The organism is Achromobacter sp. E1 (genome assembly GCF_037039475.1).
Classification (GTDB): domain Bacteria; phylum Pseudomonadota; class Gammaproteobacteria; order Burkholderiales; family Burkholderiaceae_B; genus Achromobacter; species Achromobacter mucicolens.
In genome coordinates this window covers 3120655-3147402 of sequence record NZ_CP146253.1, presented here as the reverse complement: position 1 = coordinate 3147402, position 26748 = coordinate 3120655, and the positions used below count along the sequence as shown (strand labels likewise).

Genomic DNA, 26748 nt, shown 5'->3' with positions numbered 1-26748 from the left:
GGGGGCGCAGTCAGGGCCTTAGCCGCGCCCGGTAAAGGGCATGGCGCTGGCCATGACGGTCATGGTCAGGACGTTGGCGTCCAGCGGCAGCGACGCCATGTGGCGTACCGCCTTTGCAACGTGCACGGCGTCCATCATGGGCTCGGGCGCGACCGTGCCATTGGCTTGCAGCACGCCTCGCGTCATGCGTTCGGACAGTTCCGTCATCGCGTTGCCGATGTCGATCTGCCCGGCCACGATGTTGAAGGCGCGGCCATCCAGGGCCAGCGACTTGGTCAGGCCCGTCACCGCATGCTTGCTGGCGGTGTAGGGCGCGGTGAAGGGGCGCGGGGTATGCGCGGAGATCGACCCGTTGTTGATGATGCGGCCACCCTGCGGCGACTGGCGTCGCATCAACCCGAAAGCCGCGCGCGCGCAAAGGTAGACGCCCGTCACATTGGTGTTGATGGCGTTGAACCACTTTTCCAGCGGCAGTTCGTCCATGGGCACGGCGGGCGCGTTGACGCCGGCGTTGTTGAACAGCAGGTCCAGCCGGCCGAAGCGGCTTTCAATGGTGTTGAACAGGGCTTCGACGCTTTCCGGACGGGTGACGTCGGTGGGCACGGCCAGCGCGGTCTGGCCGCGTGCGGTGGCCTCTGCCTGCAGGGTCTGCAAAGGGTCTGCGCGCCGGCCGGCCAGCACGACGGTCCAGCCGTCGTCCAGTAGCGCGACGGCGGTGACGCGGCCGACGCCGCTGCCGGCGCCGGTGACAAGCGCAATCTTTTGGGTGGTGCTTTCGTTCAAAGCGTGACTCCTGGGGCGGATGGAATAGCGATTGGAGATGGAAGGAATCTGCGTGTGCCGTCAGGCGGCGCGATGGCGGGCAACGGTCATGGTCAAAGCCCCGATATCGGCCACACCCGCGCTGACGATATCGCCGGGCGTCAACGGGCCAACGCCCGCTGGCGTGCCGGTGTAGACGAGATCGCCGGGCGCCAGCGTCACCGACCGCGACAGCATTGCCACCAGTTCGGGCACGGACCACAGCAGGCCGGACAGGTCAGCACGCTGGCGGTCTTGCCCATTGACCGCAAGCCACACCGCGCCTCGGCGAGGATGGCCGCACACGGTGGCCGGCACGATCGGCGTGCAAGGCGCGGAATGATCGAAGGCCTTGGCCGGCTCCCAAGGACCGCCCGCGCGCTTGGCGTGCTGCTGCGCGTCGCGCCGGGTCATGTCCAGCCCTGCCGCATAGCCCCAGATGTGCCGCGCTTCGACGTCTTTGGGTTCGATGTCTTTTCCGCCGCGTCCAATCGCCACGACCAGTTCGATCTCGTGGCAGAAGTCCGCCGTGTCCGCGGGATAAGGCAACGCGCCGCTGGCCGGAAACACCGCGCTGGCAGGCTTCATGAACCACGCCGGCATGTCGGTTGGACGCGGCTCGTCGGGCAGCCAGCGGTAGTTGCGTCCGATGCAGAAGACGCGCGCGACCGGAAAGCGGGCCGCGCTGCCGGCGGTTGGAAGCAGGGTGGGTGCGAACGCGGGAAAGACCAGGTCCGTCATGACAGTTCTCAATGCGTGCCTTGCGGCTCAGGTCGTCAGGCTCATCGACGGACGCTCGCCGGCCAAGGCCTGCGCGATGCTGTCCAGCACCATCTGGCCCATCGCGGCACGCGTCTCCCAGGTGGCGCTGGCGCGGTGCGCCTGCAGCGTGGTGCGATCCGACTGGCGCAGGGCCGCCGGCACGCGGGGCTCATCGACAAAGACGTCCAGCCCCGCGCCCGCAATGCGTCCGGCCACCAGCGCCTCGGTCAGGTCGACCTCGTTGACCAGACGCCCGCGCGCTACGTTGACCAGGAACCCGCGCGGGCCGAGCGCATCCAGCACCTGGGCATTGACGATGCCCTCGGCCTTGTCGGCCGCGGCGCTCAGCACCAGCGCGTCTGAGCTGCGTGCCAGTTCGATCAGGTCGGGCACAAATTCATGCGGCAGGTCGTCCATGGCGCGCAAGTCGGTGTAGCGGATCTGGCATCCGAAGGCCGCGGCGCGCGTGGCGACGGCGCGGCCCACACGGCCCATGCCGACAATGCCGACGCGCATGCCGCTGAAGCGGCGCGCGAGCGGGATGGCGCTCGGCGAGGGGAATTGTTCCCACAGGCCTTCCCGCACAAAACGGTCACCCGCGCACAGGTTGCGGCAGGCGGCGATCAAGAGGCCGATCGCCAGGTCGGCCACGTCCTCGGTCAGCGCGCCCAGCGTGGCGGTGACCGGCAGGCCGCGGCCGCGGCAATAGGCCAGGTCCACCGCGTCGGTGCCCACGCCATTGACCGCCACCACCTTAACGCCCGGCAGCTGTTCCAGCATGGCGCGCGAGATGCCGGTGTGGCCGCCGGTGATGACGGCCTCGATGCCGGCGCCGTGCTCGCGCAGCCAGGCAGCCTGATCCGGAATCTCGAAGAACTTGTGCACCTGATACAGCGAGGCCAGTTCGTCGTTGACCGCCGGGATCAGGATGGGATTGAGTTGCAGGACCTGGGGCTTCATGTCGGTTCGGCTCTGTTGGGGGACCGGCTGCGGGTCCGCGTTGAACATGGATCTCATGGTATTTAATGATTGATTTGTAAAGCAATATTGATCTATAAAATCAACATATAAACTTTGCTACAGAAGATCATGGGCACCTGGATATCGATGGCCGAAGCGTGCAGCCAGCTTGGCGTGCGGCCGCAAACCATCTACGCCTACGTCAGCCGCGGCAAGCTGGAAGTGATGCCCGATCCAGCCGATACGCGCCGCAGCCTGTACCGTGCCGAAGACGTTGCCGGGCTGGCCAAGCGCAAGCAGGCGGGCCGCAAGCACGAAACCCTGGCGACCAACACGCTCTTCGGCGCCGAGCCCAGCATTCCCACGGCCATCTCCACCTTTCACCGGCAACGCCTGTACTACCGCGGGGAGGATGCCGTCGCGCTGGCCGCGTCGGCCAGCCTGGAGGAGGTGGCCCAATTGCTGTGGAATTCCGATCAGCTGGCAGACTTTTCGTGCGCCGCGCGCGTGTCCTCGCCCGGCCGGGTCGCGGCCTTCACGTCGCTGGCCGCGCTGGCGGCCACCGGGCATTCCACCCGCGGCCGCATGACGCGCGTGCTGCACACCGAGTGCCAGAGCCTTGTCGGCCAACTGGCCAATGCATTTGGCGCGCAGCACGGCAAGCGCCCGCTGCACCTGCGTTTTGCGCAGGCGTGGAAGCTATCGCCGCAATCCGCTGAGCTTTTGCGCACCGCCATGGTCCTGCTGGTGGACCACGAACTGACCAGCTCGGCATTCGCCACGCGCATCGCGGCGTCAACGGGCGCATCGCTGCCGGCGTGCCTGCTGTCCGGCCTCACCACCTTGTCCGGACCGCTTCACGGCGACGCGTCCGGCCGCGTCAAGGCGCTGTTCGACGACGTGGCGCGCCAGGGTGAGGACCACGTGATCGCGCATTACCTGTCCACGGGCCTGCCGCTGGCGGGCTTTGGCCATCACCTGTATCCCGACGGAGATCCGCGCGCAGCCGCATTGCTGGCGCGCTTCGAACCGGCCGAGGTCATCACGCGCTTCATTGGCAAGGCCACGCAACTGACGGGTCTGCATCCCAACATCGACGTCGCCCTGGCCGCGATGGCGGCGCATTGCGGCCTGCCGGACGATGCGGCATTCGGGCTATTCGCCACGGCGCGCAGCATTGGCCTTCTGGCGCACGGTCTGGAACAACTCAGCGTGGCGCAGGTCATCCGGCCGCGCGGCCGTTACGTCGGGGTCTTGCCGCAGGCGGCATAGCGGCACGGCAATGTTCGGTATGCTGCAACGTACCGGACAGGAGACTGCCATGACACGCACGCAGAAAGAGAGGATGTTGGCCGGAGAGCTGTACACGGCCGCCGACGCCGAGATCCAGGCGGACCAGCTTGCCGCCAGCGCCTGGATGAAGCGGTACAACGCGCTGCTGGGCGAGCCGCCCGAACACTGGCATGCGCTGCTTTGCGAGCGCCTGGCCAGTGTCGGCGAGGGCGCGCTGATCCGCCCGCCGTTTCATTGCGACTACGGCTACAACATCTCGTTGGGCGCCAACGTCTTCATGAACTTCAATTGCGTGATCCTGGACGTCGTGCAGGTCACCATCGGCGAAGGCACGCAGATCGGCCCGGCCGTGCAGATCTACACGGCAGACCACCCGCACGACCCCGAGCAGCGTCGCGCGATGCTGGAGTTCGGGCGGCCCGTGCACATCGGCAGGCAGGTGTGGATCGGCGGCGGGGCGATCATCCTGCCCGGTGTGACGGTGGGGGACGGCGCCATCATCGGCGCGGGCAGCGTGGTGACGCGGGACGTGCCCGCGGGCGCCAAGGTCGTGGGCAATCCGGCGCGGGTGCGCGGATAGCGCATGAGCGCGCCACGCGTCTCGCCACAAGGCGCGGCGCCAATCTCAAGGAGAAGACCATGCCCATGTTCATCACAATCGGCTACGGCGATCAGGCGGGCTACGACAGCACCCCGGTGTCCGTGCGCGAGGCTGCGCATGCGCACGACGCGGCATTGCAGCATGCGGGCGTGCTGATGGGGATCGCGGGCACGCCGGTTCAGGTGCGCAATCCGGACGCGTCCGGTGTGGTGACGGCGAAGGGGCCGTTCATGAATGCGCCGCTGCCCATTGCCGGCTTTGCCGTCATCGAAGCGGCCGATATGGCCGAGGCCATCGAAAAGGTGTCCCGCACGCCCTGCGCCGTGGCGCACGGCGTGGTGGAAGTGTGGCCGCTTGAGCGCCGGTAGCGCGGATTACCGGTCGACCGAGCGCATGTCGCAGGTGGTTTCGGACGATGTCGTCGTGAACGTGAGGATGGATAGGCAATCCGGCTGGCGGAAAGCCTACCATGATGACGCTGTCCGCGATGCACGGGCCGGCTACTGTGCCCCGGTCACGCCCGACACGTACTTCGCCAACGCCTGCACCTGCTCATCGCTCAAGGCATCGAAGGCCGGCATCACGCCGATGCCGTTGCGCACGGCCTGCGTGACGCGGTTGGCATCGGGCTTGAACTCGTCCAGGTTGGGACCAATGGTGCCTGCCGCGCCGGCGTCGGCCAGCGTGTGACAGACGGCACAGGCCGGGGTGGTCGCTTTCAGGAACAAGGCCCGGCCCGCTTCGGCATTGGGCGGTTCGGCCGCCCACGCCTGCGCGCCCGTCAGCAGCCAGACACCTGCCGCGAGCCCAAAGGAAGCCCGCCACCCGATCGGGCGGCGGGTTGCTGCATGCTGCATGACTTGACTGTTGTGCATCGATGCAGCCTCGATCAGGACACGTTGATGGCCAGACCGTGGTCGCGCCAACTGCTGTTGATATAGCCCGGCGCGTTTTCGAACCGGTTTTCCACTTGCACATTGCCTTCCGTGTCTTCGACGCGGCTGACCAGCATGTGCTGGCCGGCGGACAGTTCCACCGGCAGCGCAAACTGGCGCCAGGCGTACTTGCCGAGATCCGGTCCGATCAACGCGGCCTGTTTCCAGGTCTTGCCGCCGTCGATGGACACGTCCACGCGCTTGACCGCATGCATGCCGCCAAAGGCCACGCCGCGCACCACCACCCGCCCGGCCTTCACCGGCTGGCCGTTTGCGCCCGGCGCGTTGATCCAGGATTTGGGCTCCATGGCCCAGACCGACGGTTGGTCGGGGCTGGGCTTGGCATTCATGGGCGTCAGGCGATAGCCGGTCTGCTGGATCTTCGCGGGGCTCTGTTCGGCGGTGAACGCCAGCCGCTTGATGTACTTGACGTTGTTCACGCCGGTGTAGCCCGGCACGATCAGGCGCAACGGCCCACCGTGCGCCAGCGACAGCGGCTCGCCGTTCATCTCCCAGGCCAACAGGGCGTCCTGCATCGCCTCGCGCGGCACCGAGCGTTCCACCAGCAGCGATTTGGGATCAAGCCCCTCGGGCAGCACTTCGCCGCCGGTGCCTGTCATGAAGGCAGGCGTGCCCGCCAGGCCGCCCAGGTGTTCGACAAGGGTGCGCACCGGCACGCCCGTCCACATCACGCAGCCGGCCGCGCCCACTTCCCACGGCGTGCCGCTGGGCTTGTGGGGAAAGAACCCGCGGCCATTGCCCGAGCACTGCAACACGGTCGCCAGCGTTTCCATGCCCAGCGTCTTCAGTTCGCCCACGGTATACGTGCGGGGCTGCTTGACGCCTTCGATCTCGACCTTCCATGCATCGCGGTCGTTCAGGATCGCGGCGTCGGGCGGCGGCAGGTTATTGCGCACGTACAGTTGGCGCGACGGCGTGATGACGCCGTCGCCGAACGCGCTGCGGCGGGTCTCGATGGTGTTGGCGCTGTGCACGATGACGCTGTCGGCGTCTTTCCACGCCGCGTAAGGCGGCAGCGGCTTGGCGGCGGGCGCGGCGGGGGTAGCGGGGGTAGCGGCGGGCGCAGCGGCGGGCGCAGCGGCGGGCTTGGCGGGCGCATCGCTGGCGCGCGCGATGCCGGCGGCGCCCAGCCCGGCCGCGGCCAGGGCGCTGGCGCTGCCGGCCAGCATGCGGCGCCGTGCGGGGTTGCGTGGGGTTGTCTCCATGGCTTGCCTCTCTGGTTGCCGCGTCCCGCGGAACAGGCGCGGTGTTGTGCTTATGGGCGGCCCAGCGCTTGCGGCCTTCCGCATCATCGGCAATGCCCCTCTTTATGTCAACGGGTTCTAAAGAACTATAGGTTTGTGGACATTTCAGATATAAGAGTTTTGGATATTGCGCATCGGTCTTGGCAGGGGCAGGATCCGCGTGAGTACCGCGCCGCGGCAAAAGGGAGCCGGATCTACGATGCGTGTTCGCCTTGCAGGTAATCGTCCACCGCGCTGCCAACGGTCGGATGAAAGCGGTCGGCGCTGAATAGCCGCGACAGCTCGAAACGCTTGAGCTTGTCGCGCACGGGATCCTTCATTTCCGCGAAATGCAGCGCGATCCCTTCGCGCGACAGGGTTTCGCACAGTTCGCGCAGCATGTCGGCTGAGGTGACGTCCACGCTGGTGACGGGTTCGGCGGCCACCACGACGCGCCGTACGGGCGTGGGCGAGGCCTCCACGGCTTCAAGCAGGCGCTGCTGGAAAAGTTCGGCGTTGGCGAAAAAGAGCGGGGCGTCCCAGCGGAACAGGACCAGTCCGTCGATCAGCGTGGCATGCGGATAACGCTTCAGGTCGTGATAGCCGCGCAGGTTCGGTACGCGGCCCAGCACCGCGAAGTGCGGACGCCAGCCGTCCCACAGGAACTCGATGACGGCGATGACGACCGCCAGGCAGATGCCGGGGATCGCGCCGAAGACGGCAACACCCGCAAAACACAGCATCGAAAGCCAGAATTCCCATTGCTGGATGCGGTAGATGCGCCGCAGATCCCTGAATTCGAAGAGACCGATGGCGGCGGCGATCACGACCGCGGCCAGCGCGCTGTTGGGCAGGTGGCGCAGCAGATTCGGCGCGGCGATCAGAAGCGCGGCGACGGCCACCGCGCCGACCACGCCGGTCAGTTGCGTGCGCGACCCCGCCGCCTCGGCCACCGGGGTGCGCGATGCGCTGCTGCTGATCGGAAAGCCCTGGAAGAAACCGGCTGCCAGATTCGCCACCCCCAGTCCCACCATCTCCTGATTCGGATCCACACGCGTGTTCGTGCGCGCGGCGTAGGTGCGCGACAGCACGCTGGTGTCGGCAAAGGCAATCAGCGCCACCGCGCAGCCCCCCAGCACGATCTTGACGAGGTCGGCGTTGCTGAGCCACGGCCACGCAAAGCTTGGCAATCCTTGCGGAATCTCGCCCAGCACCTTGACGCCCTGGGCGTCCAGTCCGAAAAGCTTGACCGCCAGCGTGGCAAGGATCACGGCAATCAGGATGCCCGGCACGCGATCGAAGCGCTTGAGCAAGAGAATCACGGCCAGGCTTGCCGCGCCGACTGCCAAGCTTGGCCAATGGGCCTGGCCATCGGCCACGGCCAGCGCCAGCTGTTGCATCTCGCGCAGCGGGCCGGCGTCGTCGATGGAGATGTCGAACAGCTTGGGCAACTGGCTGACCAGCACGGTCAGCGCGATGCCGTTCATGTAGCCGTAGCGGATGGGTTTGGACAACAGCTCGGTGATGAACCCCAGGCGCATCAAGCCCATCACGATGCAGAACAGCCCCGAGACAACGGCCATCATGCTTGCCGCGGCGATGGCGCGCATGGGGTCGCCGTTGGAGACGCTGAGCACGACAGCCAGGATGGGCGCCGCCAACGCGGAATCGGGTCCCAACACCAGGATCCGGCTTGGACCGAACAGCGCATACGCCAGGAGCGGGATGATGGTGGCGTACAGACCGTACACGCCGGGCACGCCCGAGGCTTCGGCGTAGGCGATGCCCACCGGCACCAGCATGGTCGTCAGGACGAGGCCGGCGGCAATGTCCTTGGGCAGCCACGCCGCCTGATAGGACTGCAACAACGCCAGACCGGGCAGCCAGCGCAACCAGCGCGGCGCATGCTGGACGGAGCGGCGGGGCGATTCGGTAGCCATGGAATTCCGGTAGGAAAGCGTGCGCTACAGGTTGGGGACTTATCCCCGTTTCATTGCGGGCAAGGGGGGGCGGAATCTTCCAGCATCTGGCGCAGCCGGGCGCGGCGGCGCTCCAGGTCGGCGATCTGGCGTTCGACGGATGCCAGCCGCCGGCGCTGCACCTCGGACGTCTCCGGGCATGCCGCAGCGCCCTCGATCAGCCGCATGCAATCGGGAAACCCGCGGATTTCCGCCAACGAGAAGCCGGCAGCGATGAGGCGCTGGATTTGCCTGACTTGCGTGACGGCGGCTGCGGGAAAGGTGCGGTAGCCATTGTCCGCCCGGGCCGAGACAAGCAGACCCTGGTCGTCGTAGTGGCGCAGCGAACGCAGGCTTGCGCCCGTTCTGCGGGCAAGCTCGCCGATCGACATGGGGGGGGAAGGCGCGGGCGTTTTCATGCGGGAAAGATTAGCAGATGGGGGCTTGACCTTGACATGGGTGTGAGGGTTGAGACTGACCGTCCTTCAATCTTTCGGATGCATCAGCATGCAACGCAGCACTTTTTTCCGCCGGGTGGCGGCGGCGGTCTTGGTCATCGTGGCCTCGGCGGCCGCGCACGCGCAGCCCCGGCAATACACCGTCAAGGCGCCCGATGGCGTAACGCTCGCCGTCCAGGAGGCCGGCAATGCCGATGGCCCGCCCGTCATCTTCGTGCACGGGTTGCTGGGCAGCCACCTCAACTGGGAGGCCCAGCTTGCCAGCCCAGCGCTGCAACGATATCGGCTGATCACGTACGACCTGCGCGGCCATGGCTTATCGGGCAAGCCGGCGGACGCGGCGGCGTATACAGACGGCCGGCGCTGGGCCGACGATCTGGCTGCAGTGATGAAGGCGACGGGGGCCATGGAGCCCGTGGTTGTCGGATGGTCGCTTGGCGCCGCAGTGACAACCAACTACCTCGCCGCGTACGGCGATGCGGGAATCGCGGGCGCCGTCTATGTAGGTGGTGTGATCGAGCTGGACCCGAAGCAGATCGTGCAGCATCCTGCGCTGTACCGCGATATGGTGTCCCCCGACCTGAAAACCCACCTGGACGCGGAGCGCGAATTCATCGGTTTGTGCTTTGCGCAGCCGCCCGGCGCCGTCACATTCCAACGGCTGCTGGCCAATGCCGCCATGGCGTCCTTCGACATGCAGGCCGCCGTGCAAGGCATGACGGTCGCGGCGGCGCGCGGGCTTGGCTCGGCGCGCAAGCCTCTGCTGCTGATCTACGGAGCAAACGACGCCTTGGTCCAGCCTCGTCCGTCGATCGAGCGGGCGCGGCAACTGAACCCCCGCGTCACGAGCACCGTATACGCGGCATCGGGGCACGCGCCGTTCATGGAGGAAGCGGACAGGTTCAACCGGGACCTGGCGGCGTTTGTGGACAGCGCCGTCGCCCGCTGACGGGCCCGGGCGCGCCGGGGATGCTTGCCAAATGTTGCTTGTTGCGAAGCAGCATCGCCTGCTATCTTCGAGGCCGTTAGCGCGTTCGCCCTGATCTGGACATATCCGATGCCCGCCACCCAACCCCTGATTTCCGGCTCGCAACCGGCGCGGCCCACCGACACGCTGGGTTGCTCGGCCAGCCAATTGGCGTTGGACCAGGAATTTCATGGCGGCGGGCTGACGCTCTATCGCAAGCGCACCCACCACGATTACTTCGGCAGCGTGCAGACGCCCGCGTCCGATCGCGGCTTTCTCGTGGGCGTGGCGCTGCAGGGCGGTCATCGCCGTCGCATCCTGCACGGTCAGCACGCGTCCACGCATGATTTCGATGCGGGTTCGATCTACATCCGTGACTTCACCGACGATTACCGCGCCGACATGCTGGCCGGTTTCGACTTCCTGCTGGTCGAGCTGTCTCGCGCCTTCATCGAGCGGATCAACGACGAGAAGGGCGGGACGCGCGTCAGCAGTCTGACGCCGCGCGCCGGGCAGCCCGATCCGGTGCTGGGCCATCTTTCGCAGGTGCTGGCGAGCGTCGTGGCAAATCCCGCGCAGACCAGCAGCCTGTTCGTCGAGCATCCCCTTGGCACGCACCTGCTGGCGCAATACGGGGCGGGGGCCACCAGCGGATGGGCAGCGTCGGGCGGCGCCCGCGTGCTGTCGCGCAAACTGGAGGCGCGCGCCAAGGACATGCTGCTGGCGTCGCTGCGGGAAGACGCGTCGATTGCGGATATCGCAGAGGCCTGCAATCTGTCGCGCAGCTATTTCATCAAGGCGTTCCGGCAAACGGTCGGCACCACGCCGCATCGGTGGCTCCTGGAGCAGCGGGTGCAAAAAGCGCAGGCGTTGCTGCGCGTACCGGGCCGGTCGATCACCGACATCGCGCTTTTGTGCGGCTTTGCCGACCAGGCGCACATGACCCGCGTGTTCACCAGCGTGGTGGGCGTGGCGCCCGGCGCCTGGCGCAGGGAACACGGCGGTTGACCCTTTAGCCGGCCCGCGACAGGCCATGCAACGCGCATGGCGCTTTCATACAAATCAGGACGCAAGTGCGCAAGACGCGGGCACTGCCCGGCGGTAACGTCATCGCGATATCCCGCCCATTCTCCCGGATGATCCGATAGCGTCCCCATGAGTCGACTTCCCGCCGGCGCCGCACCGGCCACGCCGCCCGCCGATCTTGCCGCCTTGCATGCACAGGCCTTTCCCATGCTGCCCAGCGCCATGATCGAGCGCGCCGCGGCGTACGGCGACGAGGTTTCAGCCGAGCCGGGCTGCGTGCTGCTCAACAGCGGCGACCGCGAAGCCGCCTTCTACATCCTGCTGCACGGGTACATCGAGGTGCTGGAAGCGCAAACGGGCGGCATCCTGCGCAGTCTCCTTGTGCATCGTGACGGCGAGTTCACGGGCAGCCTGGACCTCTTCACGGACAGGCCGAACTCGGTCACCGTGCGCGCCAGCACCCCAAGCCGGCTGCTGCGCCTGAGTCGCGCGGCGCTCGAGTCGCTGATATTGGAAGACCGGCCGATGGCGGAAATCATCCTGCGCGCATTCGTGCTGCGCCGCATCGGCTACCTGCGCCAGCGGCCCTATGGCGGCGCGATCCTGCGCTCGACAGCGCGGGCAGGGCAGGAAGACCCCGTGATGGATCTGGCGGTGATCGGAGGCGGCCCCGCAGGCCTGGCCGCTGCGGCCTACGCCGCGTCCGAGGGCTTGCAGACCCTGTTGGTGGGCGGCTCGCTGTCCTGCGGCGACGCGCCCGGGCTGGACATACTGAACGGGTTTCCCGGCACGATCACCGGATTGTGCGACGGGCCGCTGCTGCGCCGCGCCGAGGACCAGAGCAGGCGCTTTGGCGCACACCTGCTGCCGCTACGCACCGTCAGCCGCTTTGACGGCGGGAGTTATCCCTACCGCGTGTGGCTGGACGACGGCCGGATGATCGAGGCGCGCAGCCTGATCGTGGCGACGGGAACGCAGGCTGGCGATGGCGCAGGGACGAGCGTTCAAGCGAATACGGCCTGGCTGGATGGGTGGCTTGATACGGACGACCAGGGCTATATCCATACGGGCCTGGCCGCAGCGGGGTCGATGCAGGCGCGCGATTACGAAAGTTCGCAGCCGGGCGTATTTGCGGTGGGCGCGGCGCGCGCGGGGTCGGTGAAACACGTGTTGGCAAGCATCGCAGAGGGCGCCGCCGCAGTGCGGATTGTGCATCGGTTTCTGGATGCGTCGGCGCATTGACCGCCGGTCCCTCATCCAGAAGCCCTAATACCCGCAAGGATTTTTTAGTCAGACCATAATTATTTTTCCCTTTTCGCAGCCGGTAGTTTGCGAACATGCGCTTAAAGCTTTCAAGCCAGAAGAGCGCATCGGGAGACAACCATGATCTGTAAGCACGCCGCGCGCAAGCGCGTCCATATCGTCGCGGCCGGCTTTATCGCGGTTGCCGCGTTCGCCTTGCCCGGTCAGGCTTGCGCGCAGGCCGCCGACAGCTACCCCAGCAAACCCATCCGTCTGATCATCCCTTACCCGCCGGGCGGCGCGACCGACGTGATCGGGCGCATCGTGGGCCAGCGCCTGAGCGAAGAGATCGGCGGCCAGGTCGTCATCGAAAACCGGGGCGGGGCAGGCGGCAACATCGGCGCCGCCGAGGTCGCGCGCGCGCAGCCGGACGGCTATACGCTCCTGATGGGCGCCTTGACCTCGCATTCGGTCATGGCGACCCTGGAGAAAGACAGCATTGCGTACGACCTGCGCAAGGATTTGGTGCCCGCGGGGGTGGTGGGGTTCGTGCCGCTGGTGGCCGTGGTCAATCCCAAGCTGCCCATCAAGTCGCTGGCCGAACTGGTGACCTACGCCAAGGCCAATCCGGGCAAGCTCAACTTTGCCTCTTCGGGCGCCGGCGCGCCGCAGCGCATGGCCATGGAGCTGTTCAAGCAGATCGCCGGTGTCAACATTGTGCATGTGGCCTATCGCGGCAGCGGGCCGGCCATGACCGATCTGGTCGGTGGGCAGGTCGAGACGATGACCGAGACGGTGCCCGCCGCGATCTCCTTCATCAAGTCGGGCCAGCTGCGTCCGTTGGCGGTGCTTACGCCGCAGCGCATCTCGATGTTGCCGGACATTCCCACGGCCGAAGAGCAAGGCTTCAGCGGCTTCAACGTCAGTTCGCTCTTCGGGGTGATGGCGCCTGCCGGCACGCCGGCGCCCATCGTGGCCAAGATCAACAAGGCGCTGACCACCGCGCTGGCAAAGGACGACGCCAAGGCCCAGATGCTGCAGCAAGGTGTTTACGCGGACCCGCTGGATGTGGATGCTTCCAAGGCGCGCCTGAACGCCGAAATCGAGCAATGGGCAAAGGTCATCCGCGAAGGGGGAATCACCGCCAAGTGACGGTTCAGGCGTAACACGCACGGCCGAGGGGGGGATGCCTCGGCCGCGTGATGCGCCTCTAGACCGCCCAGCAGGCGCAGCCCAGGGCGCCCCAGAATCCTTTCAGGTCGGAGACGGGCAGTTTGCTGGCCCAGGCGCCAGCGTGCTGGTGGCCGTGGACATTGCAGTCGTTGTCGCAAGCGCAGGCGGCCGCGGCTTCGCGCAGGGTGGCCTGCAGGGGCTTGCCTTCGCTGTCGCCCCAGGCGCCGTAGCCGCCGAACAGGCGTGTGGGCGACCAGTCGGGCATGGCGGGCGGCGGCGCGGCCTCGTCGTGCGCCGCGAATTCGCCTGCGCCCCAGACCACTTTGCCGCCCACGACGGTGAGCAGGCTGCTGGTGTCCGCAATATCGGACTCGGGGCACGAGAAGAAGTCGCGATCCGGCACAACCAGATCGGCCAGCTGGCCGACGGCGATGCGGCCCTTTTTGCCTTGCTCGTTGGAAAACCAGGTGACGTTCTCGGTCCACATGCGCAGGGCAGCATCGCGGTCCAGGCAGTTGCGTTGCGGCGTCAGGCGCAGGCCGCCCACCGTCTTGCCGGTGATGAGCCACGACAGCGACACCCACGGGTTGTAGGAAGCCACGCGCGTGGCATCGGTGCCGGCCGACACGTTGACGCCTTTTTCGAGCATGCGCTTGACGGGGGGCGTCGCTTCGGCGGCGCCCGGGCCGTAGCGTTCGACGAAGTATTCGCCCTGGTAGGCCATGCGATGCTGCACGGCCACGCCGCCGCCCAGGGCGGCAATGCGGTCGATGGAGCGTTCGGAGATGGTCTCGGCGTGGTCGAAGAACCAGTTCAGCCCCGCCAGCGGCACGTCCTTGTTCACGCGTTCGAATACATCCAGCGAGCGCGAGATGGTCTCGTCGTAGGTGGCGTGCATGCGCCAGGGCCAGCGGTTCTGCGCCAGGATGCGCACCACTTCCTCGAGTTCGCCTTCCATCTCGGGACCCATCTCGGGACGCGGTTGGCGGAAGTCTTCGAAGTCGGCGGCGGAAAAGACCAGCATTTCGCCCGCGCCGTTGTGGCGGAAATAATCGGTGCCTTGCTTGTACTGCGAAGTGGCCGTCCAGTTCAGGAAGTCTTCCTTTTCCTGCTTGGGCTTTTGCGTGAACAGGTTGTAGGCCAGGCGGATCGTCAGTTGGCCGGCGTCGGCCAGTTGCTGGATGACCTGATAGTCCTCGGGGTAGTTCTGGTTGCCACCGCCCGCATCGATGGCGCCGGTGACGCCCAGGCGGTTCAGGTCGCGCATGAAGTGGCGCGTGGAATTGAGCTGGTATTCGAAGGGCAGCTTGGGACCCTTGGCCAGCGTGGCGTACAGGATCGACGCGTTGGGCTTGGCAAGCAGCAGCCCGGTCGGGTTGCCGGCCGAGTCACGTACGATCTCGCCGCCGGGGGGCGCGGGGGTGTTCTTGTCGTAGCCGACCGCGCGCAGGGCGGCGGCATTCAGCAGCGCCCGGTCGTACAAGTGCAGGATGAACACGGGCGTATCGGGCGCCACGGCGTTCAGTTCTTCAATGGTGGGCAGGCGCTTTTCCGCGAACTGGTGTTCGGTGAAGCCGCCGACCACGCGCACCCACTGCGGCGCGGGCGTGATGGCCACCTGGCGGCGCAGCATGGCCATGGCGTCGGCCAGGCTGGTCACGCCGTCCCAGCGCAGTTCCATGTTGTAGTTCAGGCCGCCGCGGATGATGTGCAGGTGGTTGTCGATCAGTCCGGGCAACACGCCGCGTCCGCCCAGCGCGATGATGCGGGTGGCCGGACCGGCCAGCGGCAGAATGTCGCCAGCGGCGCCCACACGCGTGAACCGGCCGTCCTTGATGGCGACCGCGTCGGCGATGGGATTGGCGGGGTCCAGGGTGGTGAACCGGCCCTGATGCAGGATGAGGTCGGGGGCGCCTTGAGGCGCGGGGTCCAGGGTATCAGCCATTGCGCTTGTCTCCACATGCGTCGGCGGGTTGGCGGGAAGTGTCGGCGGACGGTTTGGGGCAGCTTGGCAGTTCGCCGAACATATGCGGTTTTACCTGTTCATGGATGAAGGACGTGCGGGCGGGCTCGTCCGCCAGCAGGCGCTTGACCAGCGGGGGAATTTGCTCCCCCGCCAGGATGCCCAGCAGGCCAACCAGCGCGATGACGGGCGGCGCCGGCGATCGCACATTGAACAGGGCATAGATGATACCGACCAGCAGGCCGAGTCCCAACGATACAAGGTAGACCTTCATGGGTATGCTCCTGTCAGCCTTCGTGGGCGTTGAACATGGACTTGGCGTAGAGGATGCCCAGGCCGTAGGCGCCGCCGAACTTGCTGGCGATGCCAGTCGTCATGTCGTAGGTATCGATGCGCGCCCAGTCGCGCTGCATCTCCAGCAGGTATTGCAATGCCGTGATGGGCTGGCCGCCTGCCTGAACGATACGCTCAATGGCGCGGTTGTGGGCTTCGGCGGACACGTCGCCGCAGGCGTCGGCTGTGACATAGACCTCGAAGCCCTGGTCCAGCGCGGACAGGGCCGGGCCGACGATGCACACGCTGGTCCACAGGCCCGCCAGCACAATGCGCTTCTTGCCGATTTCGTTAATCTGCTTGATGACGGCGGCGTCTTCCCAGGCGTTCATGGAGGTGCGGTCCATCAGCGGCCGGCCGGGGAACGGGACGGTGACTTCCTCGAACATGGGGCCGGAAAAGCGCTTCTCGGCAACGGTCGTCAGGATGGTGGACACGCCAAAGCCGGCGGCGGCTTGGGCCACCAGCGCGGCGTTGCTGCGCAGCGTGACGGCATCGATCGAATGGGTGGCAAACGCCATCTGCGACTGGAAGTCGATCATGATGAGCGTGTGGTCGTGCGGGGACAGCAGCCTGGCGCCGGGCGTGGGGGTCGCATTGATGGGCATGGATGACTCCTTCGGTTGCCATAATGGAGGACCCGCGCAATGTGCCAGCCGGCCGGCCTGCCGTATTGAACGATAGTCCGCCGGTTTGTAGATTGTGATTGCGGCGGCGTTGCCGTCCCGACTCAGGAGAAACCCATGGGCCTGGCTTTCCAGAACGAACTGCATGACGATTTCGGCACGCGGCCGGTCGCTTACATGTCCTACGGCGGGGCGGATCTGGGAGAAATCCTGGCGGTGGGCCGCGCGGTGGGTAGCGGCGACGACACTGCGTTCTTCGAGGCCTGGATGGCGGCGGGCGACCGGCTGGCCGCCGAGGCGCAAGACGCTGAACGCCGTAACCTGCTTGCCAGCGCGCGTGAACTGCATCTGCGCGCCAGCGCCTTCTATTCGACGGCTTACCGGCCCTTGTACGGCGCGCCCACGGACGCGCGGCTGCTTGCGGCCTTTCGCAAGCAGATGGCGGCGTTCGACCGGGGACTGGCGCTGTCCGCGCAACCGGTCAGGCCGATGCGCATTGCGCTGGACGGCGCGTACATGCCTGCCTATCTGGTGCCGGCTGCGGCTCAGGAGGCCGACATCAGGCCGCTCGTCATCTTCACCAACGGCTATGACGCCACGGTGACCGACATGTACTTCGCGAGCGCCGTGGCCGCCGCGCGCCGGGGCTACCACGCGCTGGTGTTCGACGGCCCCGGGCAGGGCGGCATGCTTTACGAACAGGGCGTGCCCATGCGTGCCGATTGGGAGACGGTGGTGAGTGCGGTGGTCGACTGCGCCGTCGCGCTGCCCATCGTCGACGCAAGCCGCATTGCCCTCAGCGGCTGGAGCCTGGGCGGGCATCTGGCGCCACGCGCGGCGTCGGGCGAACCGCGGCTTGCGGCCTGCATTGCGGACCCCGGGCAATGGAGCGTCGCGGGCCTGTTCCGGCCGCTGGCGGTCGAGCTCGGCGCCAGCCCGGAAAGCGCGGCGAACATGGGTGAACTGGAAGCGCCCGTGATGGACCGCCTTTGGCAGTTCGTCTTGTCCAGTCCAGCGCTCACGTGGAAGGTGGTGCAGCGCGGCTTCTGGGTGCACGGCGTGGATAATCTGCGCGACTACCTGCGCGCGGTGGAGCTATTCACCCTGGACGGCCGTATCCAGGGCATCACGTGTCCCACCCTTGTAACACTGGCCGAAAACGACCCGCTTGCAGCCGGCACGCAGCAGTTCTTCGATCAGTTGCGCTGCCCCAAGACCCTGCTGCGCTTCACGGCGCAAGAGGGCGCCGGCGATCATTGCGAATCGGCGAACCGGTCGCTCTTGAACCGCCGCGTGCTCGACTGGCTGGACGGCGTCTTATAGGGCGCGAAGGCGGGCTGCCTATAATTGCATCCGATCCCCGCTTTCTGACGGCAGCCCTGCCGTGCCTCATGTCGACCTTGCCATTGCGCGTGCTGTCGGTGATTCCACCGATGACGCAGCTGAACACTCCCTATCCGTCCACCGCCTACCTGACCGGCTTTCTGCGGTCGCGCGACGTCACTGCGTTCCAGGAAGACCTGGCGCTGGCCCTGGTGCTGCGCCTGCTCTCGGCCGACGGCCTGCGGGCCGTGGCAAGCCGCATCGACGCGCTGCCCCTTGAAAAGCACACGCAGCCCATTCAGGCATTCGTCGCCATGCAGGCGCGTTATCTGGCGACCATCGGCCCGGTGATCGCCTTTCTGCAAGGCCGCGATCCCACGCTGGCGCATCGCATTGCGGGGCGCAACTACCTGCCCGAGGGGCCGCGCTTTGCGACGCTGGACGTGTACATGGACGAGGACGGCGGCGATCCGCTGGGCTGGGCGTTTGGCGCGCTGGGGTTGCAGGACCGGGCCAAACACCTGGCCACCCTGTACCTGAATGACCTGGCCGACGTGCTGCGCGACGCGATCGATCCGCGCTTCGAGTTCGTGCGCTATGCCGAATCGCTTGCGGGCAGCCAGCCCACGTTCGACCCGCTGGCCGAGGCGCTGGATGCCCCGCTGAACCTGGTGGACGAGACGCTTCGTGAACTGACCGAGGCCGCCCTGGCACGCCATACGCCGACGATGGTCCTGCTATCGGTGCCGTTTCCGGGCGCGGTGTACGCCGCTTTCCGTATCGCGCAGGCCATCAAGGCGCAGGACCCCGGCATCGTCACCGTGTTGGGCGGCGGCTTTGTCAACACCGAATTGCGCGAACTGAAAGACCCGCGCGTGTTCGATTACTTCGATTTCGTCACGCTGGACGCGGGCGAGCGGCCGCTGCTGGCGCTGCTGGAGCACGTGCAGGGCAAGCGGTCGCGCCAGCGCCTTGTGCGCACCTTCGTGCGCGATGCCGACAGCGGCGCAGTGCGCTACATCAACCTGGTCGAGCCCGACGTCGCATTTGCCGAAGTGGGCACGCCCACGTGGGACGGCCTGCCGCTGGACCGCTATCTGTCGCTGCTGGACATGCTGAACCCGATGCACCGGCTCTGGAGCGACGGCCGCTGGAACAAGCTGACCGTCGCGCACGGCTGCTACTGGAAAAAGTGCAGCTTCTGCGACGTGGGGCTGGACTATATCGGCCGCTATGAGGGCGCGTCGGCCTCCGTGCTGGCCGATCGCATCGAAACCATCGTGGCCGAGACCGGGCAGACGGGTTTTCATTTCGTCGACGAAGCCGCGCCGCCCAAGGCGCTCAAGGCCCTGGCCGCCGAGCTGATCGAACGCAACACCGGGATTTCCTGGTGGGGCAACATCCGCTTCGAAAAGACCTTCAGCCCGGAACTGTGCGAACTGCTGGCCGATAGCGGCTGCATTGCGGTTTCCGGCGGCCTGGAGGTCGCCTCGGACCGGCTGCTGAACCTGATGAAAAAGGGCGTGTCGATCGACCAGGTGGCGCGCGTGACGCGTGCGTTCAGCGATGCCGGGGTGTTGGTGCACGCCTACCTGATGTACGGTTTTCCGACGCAAACCGTGCAGGACACTGTCGATGCGCTGGAGTACGTGCGCCAGCTATTCGAAAACGACTGCATCCAGAGCGGGTTCTTTCACCGCTTCGCCTGTACGGTGCATTCGCCGGTGGGCCAGAATCCGGACGAATACGGCATCAAGCTCAAACCCTTGCCCGAGGTCACGTTTGCCAAGAACGACGTGGGCTTTCATGACCCCACGGGCGTGGATCACGACGCGCTGGGCAAGGGCCTGAAGAAGGCCATCTACAACTTCATGCACGGCATCGGGCTGGAAGAGGACGTGCGCAGCTGGTTCCCGTTCAAGGTGCCACGCACGACGGTGGCGCGGAACCGCATTGCGCGCGCGTTGAACCAGCGCGGCTGATGCAGCCGCCGGTCAGGCCGCCGGCGGGGCCTCCTGCACCGTGGAAAGCACGGGCTCGGCCGCCTCGGCGCCGGGCACCGCGTGGGTCAGGTCCTCGGTCATCTCGTGGTCCAGCGCGCCCTGGAACAGGTCTTCGGTCACGCGCAGTTCCACCCCCACCGGCGACATCTGCGCGGCCGCTGCAAAAGGTGCCACCGGCGCCGGCGCAGGGCGCTCGTTGCGGCGCCAGACGAAAAAGGTGACCAGCCCAAGGTTGAGCACCGCAAAGCACCAGAACAGACCCGCTTCGCCGAACTTCGTCATCACGGGCGAGATGGCCAGGGGGCTGAGCGCCGAGCCCAGCGAGTTGATGAGCAGCAAGCCCTGGATCATGCGCACCAGCGCGTCGGCGGGCGCGCGATCCGCCGCATGGCTGACGGCCACCGGATAAATCGCGAAGACGCCACCGCCCAGCAGGAACAACAGCGGCATCAGCAGCGGCGAGGCGGACGGCAGCAACAGGATCAGCACGCTGAGAACGGCGCAGAACACGGCCAACGCGATCAGCACCACCTGCCGGTCGCGCCGGTCCGACCAGCGTCCCACCGGATACTGAAGGACCATGGCGCCCAGGATCACGGCGCCCATCATCTTGCCGACCTCGGCAACGTCCAGCCCAATACGCTGCAGATACAGCGGCAGCAGCGTGTAGACGGCGGCAATCGCGACGCCCGACCCGAAGCAGCCCATCACGCCCGTGGGCGTCATGCGCGCCAGATGCTGCGGCAGCAACGGCTCGACGCGTTCCACCAGCGGCGAGACGCGCGGAATGATGACCATGGGCATCACGGACAGCGACGCCAGCAGGCCGGCCACCATGAACGGCGCCATGGGGCCCAACTGGGTGATGGCGCCCAGTTCCAGCTGGCCCAACATGCCCGAGCCATACAGCGCGATCATGTACAGCGCCAGCAGCCGCCCGCGCACCTTCGCGTCGCCCGCCAGCAGCAGCCAGCTTTCCACGACCAGGAAGACGCCCACGCTCGCCCAGCCGTTGATCAGACGCAGCACGAACCAGGCTTCGCGGTTGAAGATCAGTCCCTGCAGCAGCACCGTCACGGCGATGAGCGAGGCAAAGCTGCTGTAGGCGCGGATATGGCCGATGCGCAGGATCAGGCGGTCATTGAAGATTGCGCCCAGCGTCAGGCCGATGAAGTACGACGACGAAATGATGCCGATGACGGTGGCCGACTCGCCGGCCGCGTCCAACTGCAAGGTCGTAAGGGAAGAGATGAAGGCGTTGCCGATACAGACAACGAACAAGCCAAGAAGGGGCCCGAGCACCAAGCCCAACAACTGCCGAGACATGAAATCCTCGATTTCCAGAACAGCACAAAGCATCCGGTGCGACCGGACAAACGATCAATGGGGTAGGGGAAAGTGCGACATGGTTCGCCTGGCCTGTGGGGGCAATGCCATGCGCTTGGGCGCGGACCGGGTGGCGCAAGGCGCACGCGGCGGGAATCCGGCGCGGATTGTAGCGCCGATTGCCAGGCGCCCGCGGGCGCCCGGCTGGCCACATGGGCGTGAACTGCAGGACGCCTGCGGCGCAGGCCGATATGGCGCGCGCAGGACTAGGTCAGCGCCATGGCGCCGTCCACGCGCAGGTTGGCGCCGGTGACAAAGCTGCTTTCCTCGCTGGCAAGAAACAACGCGGCGCGCGCGAGTTCGTCGGGGCGACCCATGCGGCCCAGCGGAATGGCGGCGGCCATGGCATCGTCAAGACCCGCGCGTGCCTCCGCGTCCAGTCCGAGTTTCTCCAGGATGGGAGTATCGACCGGACCTGGACTGATGACATTGACGCGGATGCGCCGTGCTCGCAGTTCGAGCGCCCAACTGCGTGCGAGCGCCTCGACGGCGGCCTTGCTGGCCGCGTACACGGCGTGGCCTGGCAGCACCTTGGCACTGGCGATCGAACTGACAAGGATGATGGACGCGCCGTCGTTCAGAATGGGCAGGGTTTTTGTCACGCCGAAGAACATGCCACGCGTATTGGTGGCGAACTGATGATCGTAGTGTTCCACGGATACCTGTGGCGAGGGCTCCAGGATGGCGACGCCCGCGTTGGCCATGTAGATGTCCAGTCCTCCGAAACGCTGCCGGACTTCCTCCGCGACCCCGCCGTGCATGTCCAGGTCAGCCACGTCGCCGGTCAGGCCCACAGCTCCAAGGCCAATGGCGCGCACGGCGGCGTCCACCGCGTCCTGACGGCGGCCGACGATGACGACCTGTGCGCCGGCCTGCGCGAACGCGCTGGCGGACGCGAGCCCGATGCCGCTGCTGCCGCCGGTCACGAGGGCGATTTTTCCCATTAGCGAAGTCATAGTGTTTCCACGAAATTGAAGGAACGTTCACTCTAGCTATTCCAACGGGAGTTAAATAGACGCTATTTCTACAATCACCTGTGCCTAAATGTCTTCAATGAACGTACTGCCTCATGCCGCAGCCCTGGTCGCCTTTTCCACTGCGGCCGAAGCCGGTTCCTTCAGCGCCGCGGGCCGCATTCTGGGAACATCCCCCTCGGCCGTGTCCAAGGCCATTGCCCGGCTGGAACAGCGCTTCGGCGCGCGACTGTTCCAGCGGTCGACGCGGGTGCTGTCGCTGACACCGGAGGGCGCGGCCTATTACGAGCGCATCGCGCCGCTGCTGCGCGCACTGGACGACGCCAGCGAGGTCATGCGACCGGAAGCGACGGCGCAAGGCCGCCTGCGGATCACCGCGCCTGGCGAGCTGGGACGCCTGCTGATGACGCCCATCGTCGATCGTTTCCTGCCCGCATATCCGACGCTGAACCTGGAAATGAGTCTGGCCGACCGGCATGTCGACCTCATCCGCGAGGGTTTTGATCTGGCGATCCGCGCAGGCCGCGTCGCGGACTCGGAACTCAACGTGCGCGAGTTGGCGCAACTGCCGCTCACGCTGGTGGCCTCGCCCGCGTATCTGTCGCGGCGCGGCACGCCTCACAGCATTGCCGATTTGACCCGACACGCCCACGTGCGCTACCTGCTGGCCGGAAGCGCATTTCCCATAACGTTTGCATCGGGAGAGGTGGTGCGGCCTGAAGGGGTGTTCGACACCGACGACGGGACGGCGCTGCGCGCGGCCGCGTTGGGTGGTTTGGGCATCATTCAGATCCTGCGCCTGGCGGTAGCGGAGGATATCGCGGCGGGTCGGCTGACCGAGGTGCTGCCCGGCGCGCCGCTTCCCCGGGTGCCGGTTTCCGTCCTCCACGCCTTTGGCCGGCATGCGCCCATGCGGGCGCGGCTATTCATTGATTTCCTGGCGGAACAGCTTTCCACACTGCAGTAGGGGCTGTCGTCACGGCATGCCGCCATGCACTAAATCCATGCTGTCGTTGGTCCAGGCCGCGTCCGAGTATTTCGATTGACGTGATGCTATTAATAAAAATCTTAAAAAGATCGCCTGTTATCACGGATTATTATTTTCGGCCCGCGCCAATCAAAAGATCCATATACAAAAACGTGAATTTATCGGTAACTCGATTAAATAAGAGTAATTGTGCTCAATATTTAATTCGAACAGCTACCTAGTATTTGCCCCTGTTGCAAACGTCTTGCGTCGTTCACGTCCGAAGAATGCGGACATTGCGGTTTCATTCCCGGCTTTCGACGCGATTCCGATGCAGTTTTATCAGCCAATCTGTGCATGGGGGGCAAATGCGTTCACGGTACGAATTTGTGGAAAATGGTGTGCATTCGGTTTCAGCCGGAATCGGCCGCGTCAAGACAACGACATCGCTATTCACCGATCCCGGAACCGCTGGCCCAAGTGTGTTCAAGCGCCGCCGCGCAACGTGTTTTATCGCCGGCGTGGCGTTGCTGGCGCCGGTCTCGGCGCTGGCGGACATCATCGGTGAAAGCGGTGTGGCCGGCCTGGGCGGCGCGACCGGCATGCGGGGCGGCGATGGCGGCGCCGGGCATACCGCGGTCGTGATCACGGACACCACGCCGTTCGAGAACGCGGAACGCCTGATCGGCGGCGCCGGTGGCGGGGGCGGCGGCGGCGGCGGGGGCGGGGGCCAGGTAAGCGGCAGCGGCGGAGCCGGAGGCAATGGCGGCCAGGGCGGACATGGTGTCGAGCTGGCCGCGGACGGCGCGGTGCTGACAAACCGCGACCTGCTGCAAGGGGGGGCCGGAGGCGGAGGAGGCGGCGGCGGCGGCAGCTCGTACAACCGGGGGTCGGCCGCAGGAGGGCGAGGCGGCGATGGCGTGGGCGGCGCGGGCGGCGGCGGCGGCGGTGGCGGCGATATTCCCTGGAACAACGAACAAGGAGTATCAGTGCCCATGCTGCCAGGCGACGGTGGCAACGGCGGTCAGCCAGGGTTGGATGGGACCGCGGGCAACTATCGGTATGGCGGGGGCGGCGGTGGGGCGGGAGGCAGCATCAATCCCTTTGGTTGCGGAAGCGGCCCCGGCGCCGATAGTGGTTGCGGGGGGGCGGCCGGGGACGGCGGCGGTACGGACCTGGGCGCGGCCGGCGGGCAGCCCGGCGCGTCCAGCAACCTGAATGGCAAAGACGCCGAGCACACGGTGTCGAACCAGACCGGCGCCGGAGGCGGCGGTGGGGGCGCACCCGGCGGCTTGGGGGGCAGAGGCGGCGGCGCTGTGGGCGGACCTAATGGGTCAAGCGCTGGCGGCACGTCGTTGGGCGGCTATGGCATGCACGTCCTGGGCGCCAACACCGTGATCACGAACGCCGGCCGCATTGTCCCGGGCACGGGGTCGGGGCAATCGGTGGCGATCCTGTACGCCGACACGGCCCACAATTCGGTGCTGCGGTTGCAGGCCGGCAGCGAAATCCAAGGCACGGTGGACGCCACCCGATCCACCAACAACACGCTCGTGCTCGATGGCGAGGCGGGCGTTGACCCGATCACGGGCGCGTCAATGGCCTTCGACGTGTCGAAGCTGGGCGGCGCAGGGGGCGTTGGCGCCACCAACGACGTCTACCAGGGCTTCTCTGCTTTCGAGAAAACCTCCGAAGGCACTTGGCAATTGATCAATGCGCCCACGCAGGCACGTACACCCTGGCGCATCACGGGCGGCACGTTGGCCATCGCCAACGGCGACAGTCTAGGCAGCACGCTCGATGCCGTGACGCTGGACGGCGGAACGCTGCAACTCCAGGACGATGCGGTCCTCCATCATGACGTGGTCGTCAACAGCACGGGCGCGATCAGCGTCGGCGACGGACAGCAGTCGGTGCTGCATGGCGTGCTGACCGGAGACGGCAGCGGCTTTGCCAAGACGGGCGGCGGGTCCCTGGCCATCGCAGGAGACGGCAACTTCCACGGGGTCACGCAGATTGACGCCGGCACGCTGCAACTCGGCGCGGGCGGCACAAGCGGCGGCATCGGAAGCGGCGCCGTCATCAACCACGGCAGGCTGGTCTTCAACCGCACGGATGACGTTGTGATCGGCAACGCGATCGCGGGCACGGGGGACGTGGTGCAAGCGGGCTCGGGCTCGACGACGCTGACGGGTCCGCTGACTTACACCGGCATGACACACCTGTACCAGGGCGAACTGGCCATTGACGGTACGACGCTGGGCTCGATGTCTAGCGTGGCGGGCGTCATGGCAAAGTTCCCGCCGCAACACACGCTGACCTTGCGCAATGCAGAGTTGAACGGCTGGATGTATTTGCCGGACACGTTGAATGTGGATGCCTCCAGCCGCGGGCCTATCCGCAATTTTGTGTGCGAGGCATATCATGAGGACTAAAGACCATGGATATGCCGATGAAGAAGAGACGCAGCGCAGCCGCTCAGGCGGCGGCCCGTGGGCCGCTGCCTGAAGTCCCAGCCGAACTGCTGGATCATCTGGTCAAGGGACCGATGACGCCCAGCGAGGTCCAAGACCTGTTCCTGTCGTTCCAGAAGGCGGTGATCGAACGCACGATGGCCGCGGAGATGAACCTGCATCTGGGTTATCGGCCAGGCGAGGACAAGCCCGAAGGCCAGGCCAACGAGCGCAACGGCGCCAGCGGCAAGACGGTGCTGACCGAGCATGGCCCGGTGCGCGTGGAGCTTCCCCGTGACCGGGACGGCTCCTTCGCCCCGATCCTGATCCCCAAGCACGAGCGACGCTTCACCGGGTTCGATGACCGGATCATCGCCATGTACGCACGGGGCATGAGCGTGCGCGAGATCCAGGCGTTCCTGGCCGAGAGCTACGGCACCGAGGTCTCGCCGGACTTCATCAGCTCGGTCACCGACGAGGTCATGGCCGAGACCATCGCCTGGCAGAACCGGCCGCTGGAGGCGATGTACCCGGTGGTGTTCTTCGACGCGTTGCGGGTCAAGATCCGAGACGACGGCGGCGTCAGCAACAAGGCGGTGTACCTGGCGCTGGGCGTGCAGGCCGACGGCCAGCGCGATGTGTTGGGCCTGTGGGTCGAGCAAACCGAGGGGGCCAAGTTCTGGCTCAAGGTCTTCAATGAACTCAAGACCCGAGGGTGCCAGGACATCCTGATCGCCGTGGTCGACGGCCTGAAGGGCCTGGCCGACGCCATCGGCACGGCCTTCCCGCGCACGACGGTGCAGACCTGCATCGTGCATCTGATCCGCAACAGCCTGGATTACGCGGGGTGGAAGGATCGCAAGGCTGTAGCCGCCGCCCTGCGCCCGATCTACGCAGCCGCCAGCGCACAAGCAGCCGAGCAGGCGCTACAGGCGTTCGCCGATGGGCCCTGGGGAACCAAGTACCCCACCATCGTCGCGGCCTGGCAGCGGGCCTGGGAGAACGTCACGCCGTTCTTCGTGTTCCCGCCGGACATCAGGCGCGTGATCTACACGACCAATGCCATCGAGAGCTTGAACATGCAATTGCGCAAGATCATCAAGACGCGAGGCCACTTCCCAACGGATGAGGCCGCCATCAAGCTCCTATGGCTGGCGCTACGCAACGTGCTGGCCAAGTCCGTCAGAGCGACCTTCGACTGGAAAGTCGCCATGAACCAGTTTGCTATCCTGTTCGGCGAACGGTTTACTGCGGCCCGGGGATAACAACTTTTAAAACGCCTCGCCCACAAAAATACGGA

24 protein-coding genes are annotated in these 26748 nt (G+C 66.4%); 12 read left to right on the top strand and 12 right to left on the bottom strand.

The window, feature by feature from the left end:
- Positions 1-18: 18 nt before the first annotated feature.
- Genes V6V88_RS14530 through V6V88_RS14520 form a run of 3 tightly spaced genes read right to left on the bottom strand, consistent with a single transcriptional unit; the run spans position 19 to position 2523 of the window.
- Positions 19-783: an SDR family oxidoreductase gene (locus tag V6V88_RS14530; protein ID WP_142055077.1), complete on the bottom strand. Its 765-nt coding sequence runs from the start codon at positions 781-783 to the stop codon at positions 19-21.
- Positions 784-843: 60 nt separating this feature from the next.
- Positions 844-1542, bottom strand: a complete 699-nt coding sequence (locus V6V88_RS14525; protein WP_338615383.1) for a fumarylacetoacetate hydrolase family protein — start codon at positions 1540-1542, stop codon at positions 844-846.
- Between the two features lie 27 nt (positions 1543-1569).
- Positions 1570-2523 (bottom strand): 2-hydroxyacid dehydrogenase, encoded by a 954-nt coding sequence (locus V6V88_RS14520; protein WP_062841473.1) that lies wholly within the window; start codon positions 2521-2523, stop codon positions 1570-1572.
- 129 nt (positions 2524-2652) lie between these two features.
- On the opposite strand from V6V88_RS14520, the gene V6V88_RS14515 reads away from it, so the two are divergent.
- From V6V88_RS14515 to V6V88_RS14505, 3 genes are read left to right on the top strand one after another with little or no spacing between them, the layout of a single operon-like run.
- Positions 2653-3795 (top strand): citrate/2-methylcitrate synthase, encoded by a 1143-nt coding sequence (locus V6V88_RS14515; RefSeq protein WP_338615381.1) that lies wholly within the window; start codon positions 2653-2655, stop codon positions 3793-3795.
- Between the two features lie 49 nt (positions 3796-3844).
- Complete coding sequence (locus V6V88_RS14510) at positions 3845-4396, top strand: sugar O-acetyltransferase (protein ID WP_280000896.1); 552 nt, start codon at positions 3845-3847, stop codon at positions 4394-4396.
- Positions 4397-4455: 59 nt separating this feature from the next.
- Positions 4456-4785 carry a YciI family protein gene (locus V6V88_RS14505; RefSeq protein ID WP_128829279.1) on the top strand — a complete coding sequence of 110 codons (330 nt, stop codon included), beginning with the start codon at positions 4456-4458 and terminating at the stop codon, positions 4783-4785.
- Between the two features lie 132 nt (positions 4786-4917).
- On the opposite strand, the gene V6V88_RS14500 is transcribed toward V6V88_RS14505, so the two are convergent.
- From V6V88_RS14500 to V6V88_RS14485, 4 genes are all read right to left on the bottom strand, one after another.
- Positions 4918-5292 carry a cytochrome c gene (locus V6V88_RS14500; RefSeq protein ID WP_338615374.1) on the bottom strand — a complete coding sequence of 125 codons (375 nt, stop codon included), beginning with the start codon at positions 5290-5292 and terminating at the stop codon, positions 4918-4920.
- Between the two features lie 14 nt (positions 5293-5306).
- The gene (locus tag V6V88_RS14495; RefSeq protein ID WP_338615373.1) at positions 5307-6578 is read right to left on the bottom strand and encodes a sulfite oxidase; all 1272 of its coding nucleotides are present in this window, start codon (positions 6576-6578) and stop codon (positions 5307-5309) included.
- Positions 6579-6811: 233 nt separating this feature from the next.
- A complete protein-coding gene (gene sulP / locus V6V88_RS14490) occupies positions 6812-8536 on the bottom strand; it encodes a sulfate permease (RefSeq protein ID WP_223575739.1) in 1725 nt (574 codons plus the stop codon).
- Positions 8537-8586: 50 nt separating this feature from the next.
- Complete coding sequence (locus V6V88_RS14485) at positions 8587-8973, bottom strand: MerR family transcriptional regulator (RefSeq protein ID WP_056318505.1); 387 nt, start codon at positions 8971-8973, stop codon at positions 8587-8589.
- 88 nt (positions 8974-9061) lie between these two features.
- Between V6V88_RS14485 and V6V88_RS14480 the strand changes: the two genes are divergently transcribed.
- From V6V88_RS14480 to V6V88_RS14465, 4 genes are all read left to right on the top strand, one after another.
- Positions 9062-9961 (top strand): alpha/beta hydrolase, encoded by a 900-nt coding sequence (locus tag V6V88_RS14480; protein ID WP_338615369.1) that lies wholly within the window; start codon positions 9062-9064, stop codon positions 9959-9961.
- A gap of 108 nt (positions 9962-10069) precedes the next feature.
- Positions 10070-10987, top strand: coding sequence for an AraC family transcriptional regulator (locus V6V88_RS14475; RefSeq protein ID WP_338615368.1), 918 nt, complete (start codon positions 10070-10072; stop codon positions 10985-10987).
- A 147-nt stretch (positions 10988-11134) separates the two neighbouring features.
- Positions 11135-12247, top strand: coding sequence for a cyclic nucleotide-binding domain-containing protein (locus tag V6V88_RS14470; RefSeq protein ID WP_338615367.1), 1113 nt, complete (start codon positions 11135-11137; stop codon positions 12245-12247).
- A gap of 141 nt (positions 12248-12388) precedes the next feature.
- Positions 12389-13399 carry a tripartite tricarboxylate transporter substrate binding protein gene (locus V6V88_RS14465; protein WP_056318517.1) on the top strand — a complete coding sequence of 337 codons (1011 nt, stop codon included), beginning with the start codon at positions 12389-12391 and terminating at the stop codon, positions 13397-13399.
- Positions 13400-13457: 58 nt separating this feature from the next.
- Here V6V88_RS14465 and V6V88_RS14460 read toward each other — a convergent pair whose 3' ends face one another.
- The 3 genes from V6V88_RS14460 to V6V88_RS14450 are packed head-to-tail and all read right to left on the bottom strand — an operon-like array spanning position 13458 to position 16324.
- The gene (locus V6V88_RS14460; protein ID WP_062841410.1) at positions 13458-15365 is read right to left on the bottom strand and encodes an amidohydrolase; all 1908 of its coding nucleotides are present in this window, start codon (positions 15363-15365) and stop codon (positions 13458-13460) included.
- Positions 15358-15657, bottom strand: coding sequence for a XapX domain-containing protein (locus tag V6V88_RS14455; protein WP_062841409.1), 300 nt, complete (start codon positions 15655-15657; stop codon positions 15358-15360). Before V6V88_RS14455 ends, V6V88_RS14460 begins: the two co-directional genes overlap by 8 nt.
- A gap of 13 nt (positions 15658-15670) precedes the next feature.
- The gene (locus tag V6V88_RS14450; protein ID WP_338615366.1) at positions 15671-16324 is read right to left on the bottom strand and encodes a hydrolase; all 654 of its coding nucleotides are present in this window, start codon (positions 16322-16324) and stop codon (positions 15671-15673) included.
- A gap of 135 nt (positions 16325-16459) precedes the next feature.
- Between V6V88_RS14450 and V6V88_RS14445 the strand changes: the two genes are divergently transcribed.
- Together V6V88_RS14445 and V6V88_RS14440 are read left to right on the top strand one after the other, a co-directional pair.
- Positions 16460-17665 (top strand): CocE/NonD family hydrolase, encoded by a 1206-nt coding sequence (locus tag V6V88_RS14445; protein ID WP_338615365.1) that lies wholly within the window; start codon positions 16460-16462, stop codon positions 17663-17665.
- 68 nt (positions 17666-17733) lie between these two features.
- Positions 17734-19647, top strand: coding sequence for a radical SAM protein (locus V6V88_RS14440; protein WP_280000917.1), 1914 nt, complete (start codon positions 17734-17736; stop codon positions 19645-19647).
- A gap of 12 nt (positions 19648-19659) precedes the next feature.
- Here V6V88_RS14440 and V6V88_RS14435 read toward each other — a convergent pair whose 3' ends face one another.
- Together V6V88_RS14435 and V6V88_RS14430 are read right to left on the bottom strand one after the other, a co-directional pair.
- Positions 19660-20994 carry an MFS transporter gene (locus V6V88_RS14435; protein ID WP_338615364.1) on the bottom strand — a complete coding sequence of 445 codons (1335 nt, stop codon included), beginning with the start codon at positions 20992-20994 and terminating at the stop codon, positions 19660-19662.
- Positions 20995-21260: 266 nt separating this feature from the next.
- On the bottom strand, positions 21261-22010 hold the full coding sequence (locus V6V88_RS14430) for an SDR family oxidoreductase (RefSeq protein WP_338615363.1): 750 nt from the start codon (positions 22008-22010) through the stop codon (positions 21261-21263).
- A gap of 88 nt (positions 22011-22098) precedes the next feature.
- Here V6V88_RS14430 and V6V88_RS14425 point away from each other — a divergent pair, with 88 nt between their 5' ends.
- The 3 genes from V6V88_RS14425 (at position 22099) to V6V88_RS14415 (ending at position 26713) form a co-directional block, all read left to right on the top strand.
- A complete protein-coding gene (locus tag V6V88_RS14425; RefSeq protein WP_223575722.1) occupies positions 22099-22995 on the top strand; it encodes a LysR family transcriptional regulator in 897 nt (298 codons plus the stop codon).
- A gap of 482 nt (positions 22996-23477) precedes the next feature.
- A complete protein-coding gene (locus tag V6V88_RS14420; protein WP_338615361.1) occupies positions 23478-25430 on the top strand; it encodes an autotransporter-associated beta strand repeat-containing protein in 1953 nt (650 codons plus the stop codon).
- Between the two features lie 11 nt (positions 25431-25441).
- Positions 25442-26713, top strand: a complete 1272-nt coding sequence (locus V6V88_RS14415) for an IS256 family transposase (protein WP_102776314.1) — start codon at positions 25442-25444, stop codon at positions 26711-26713.
- Positions 26714-26748: the final 35 nt, after the last annotated feature.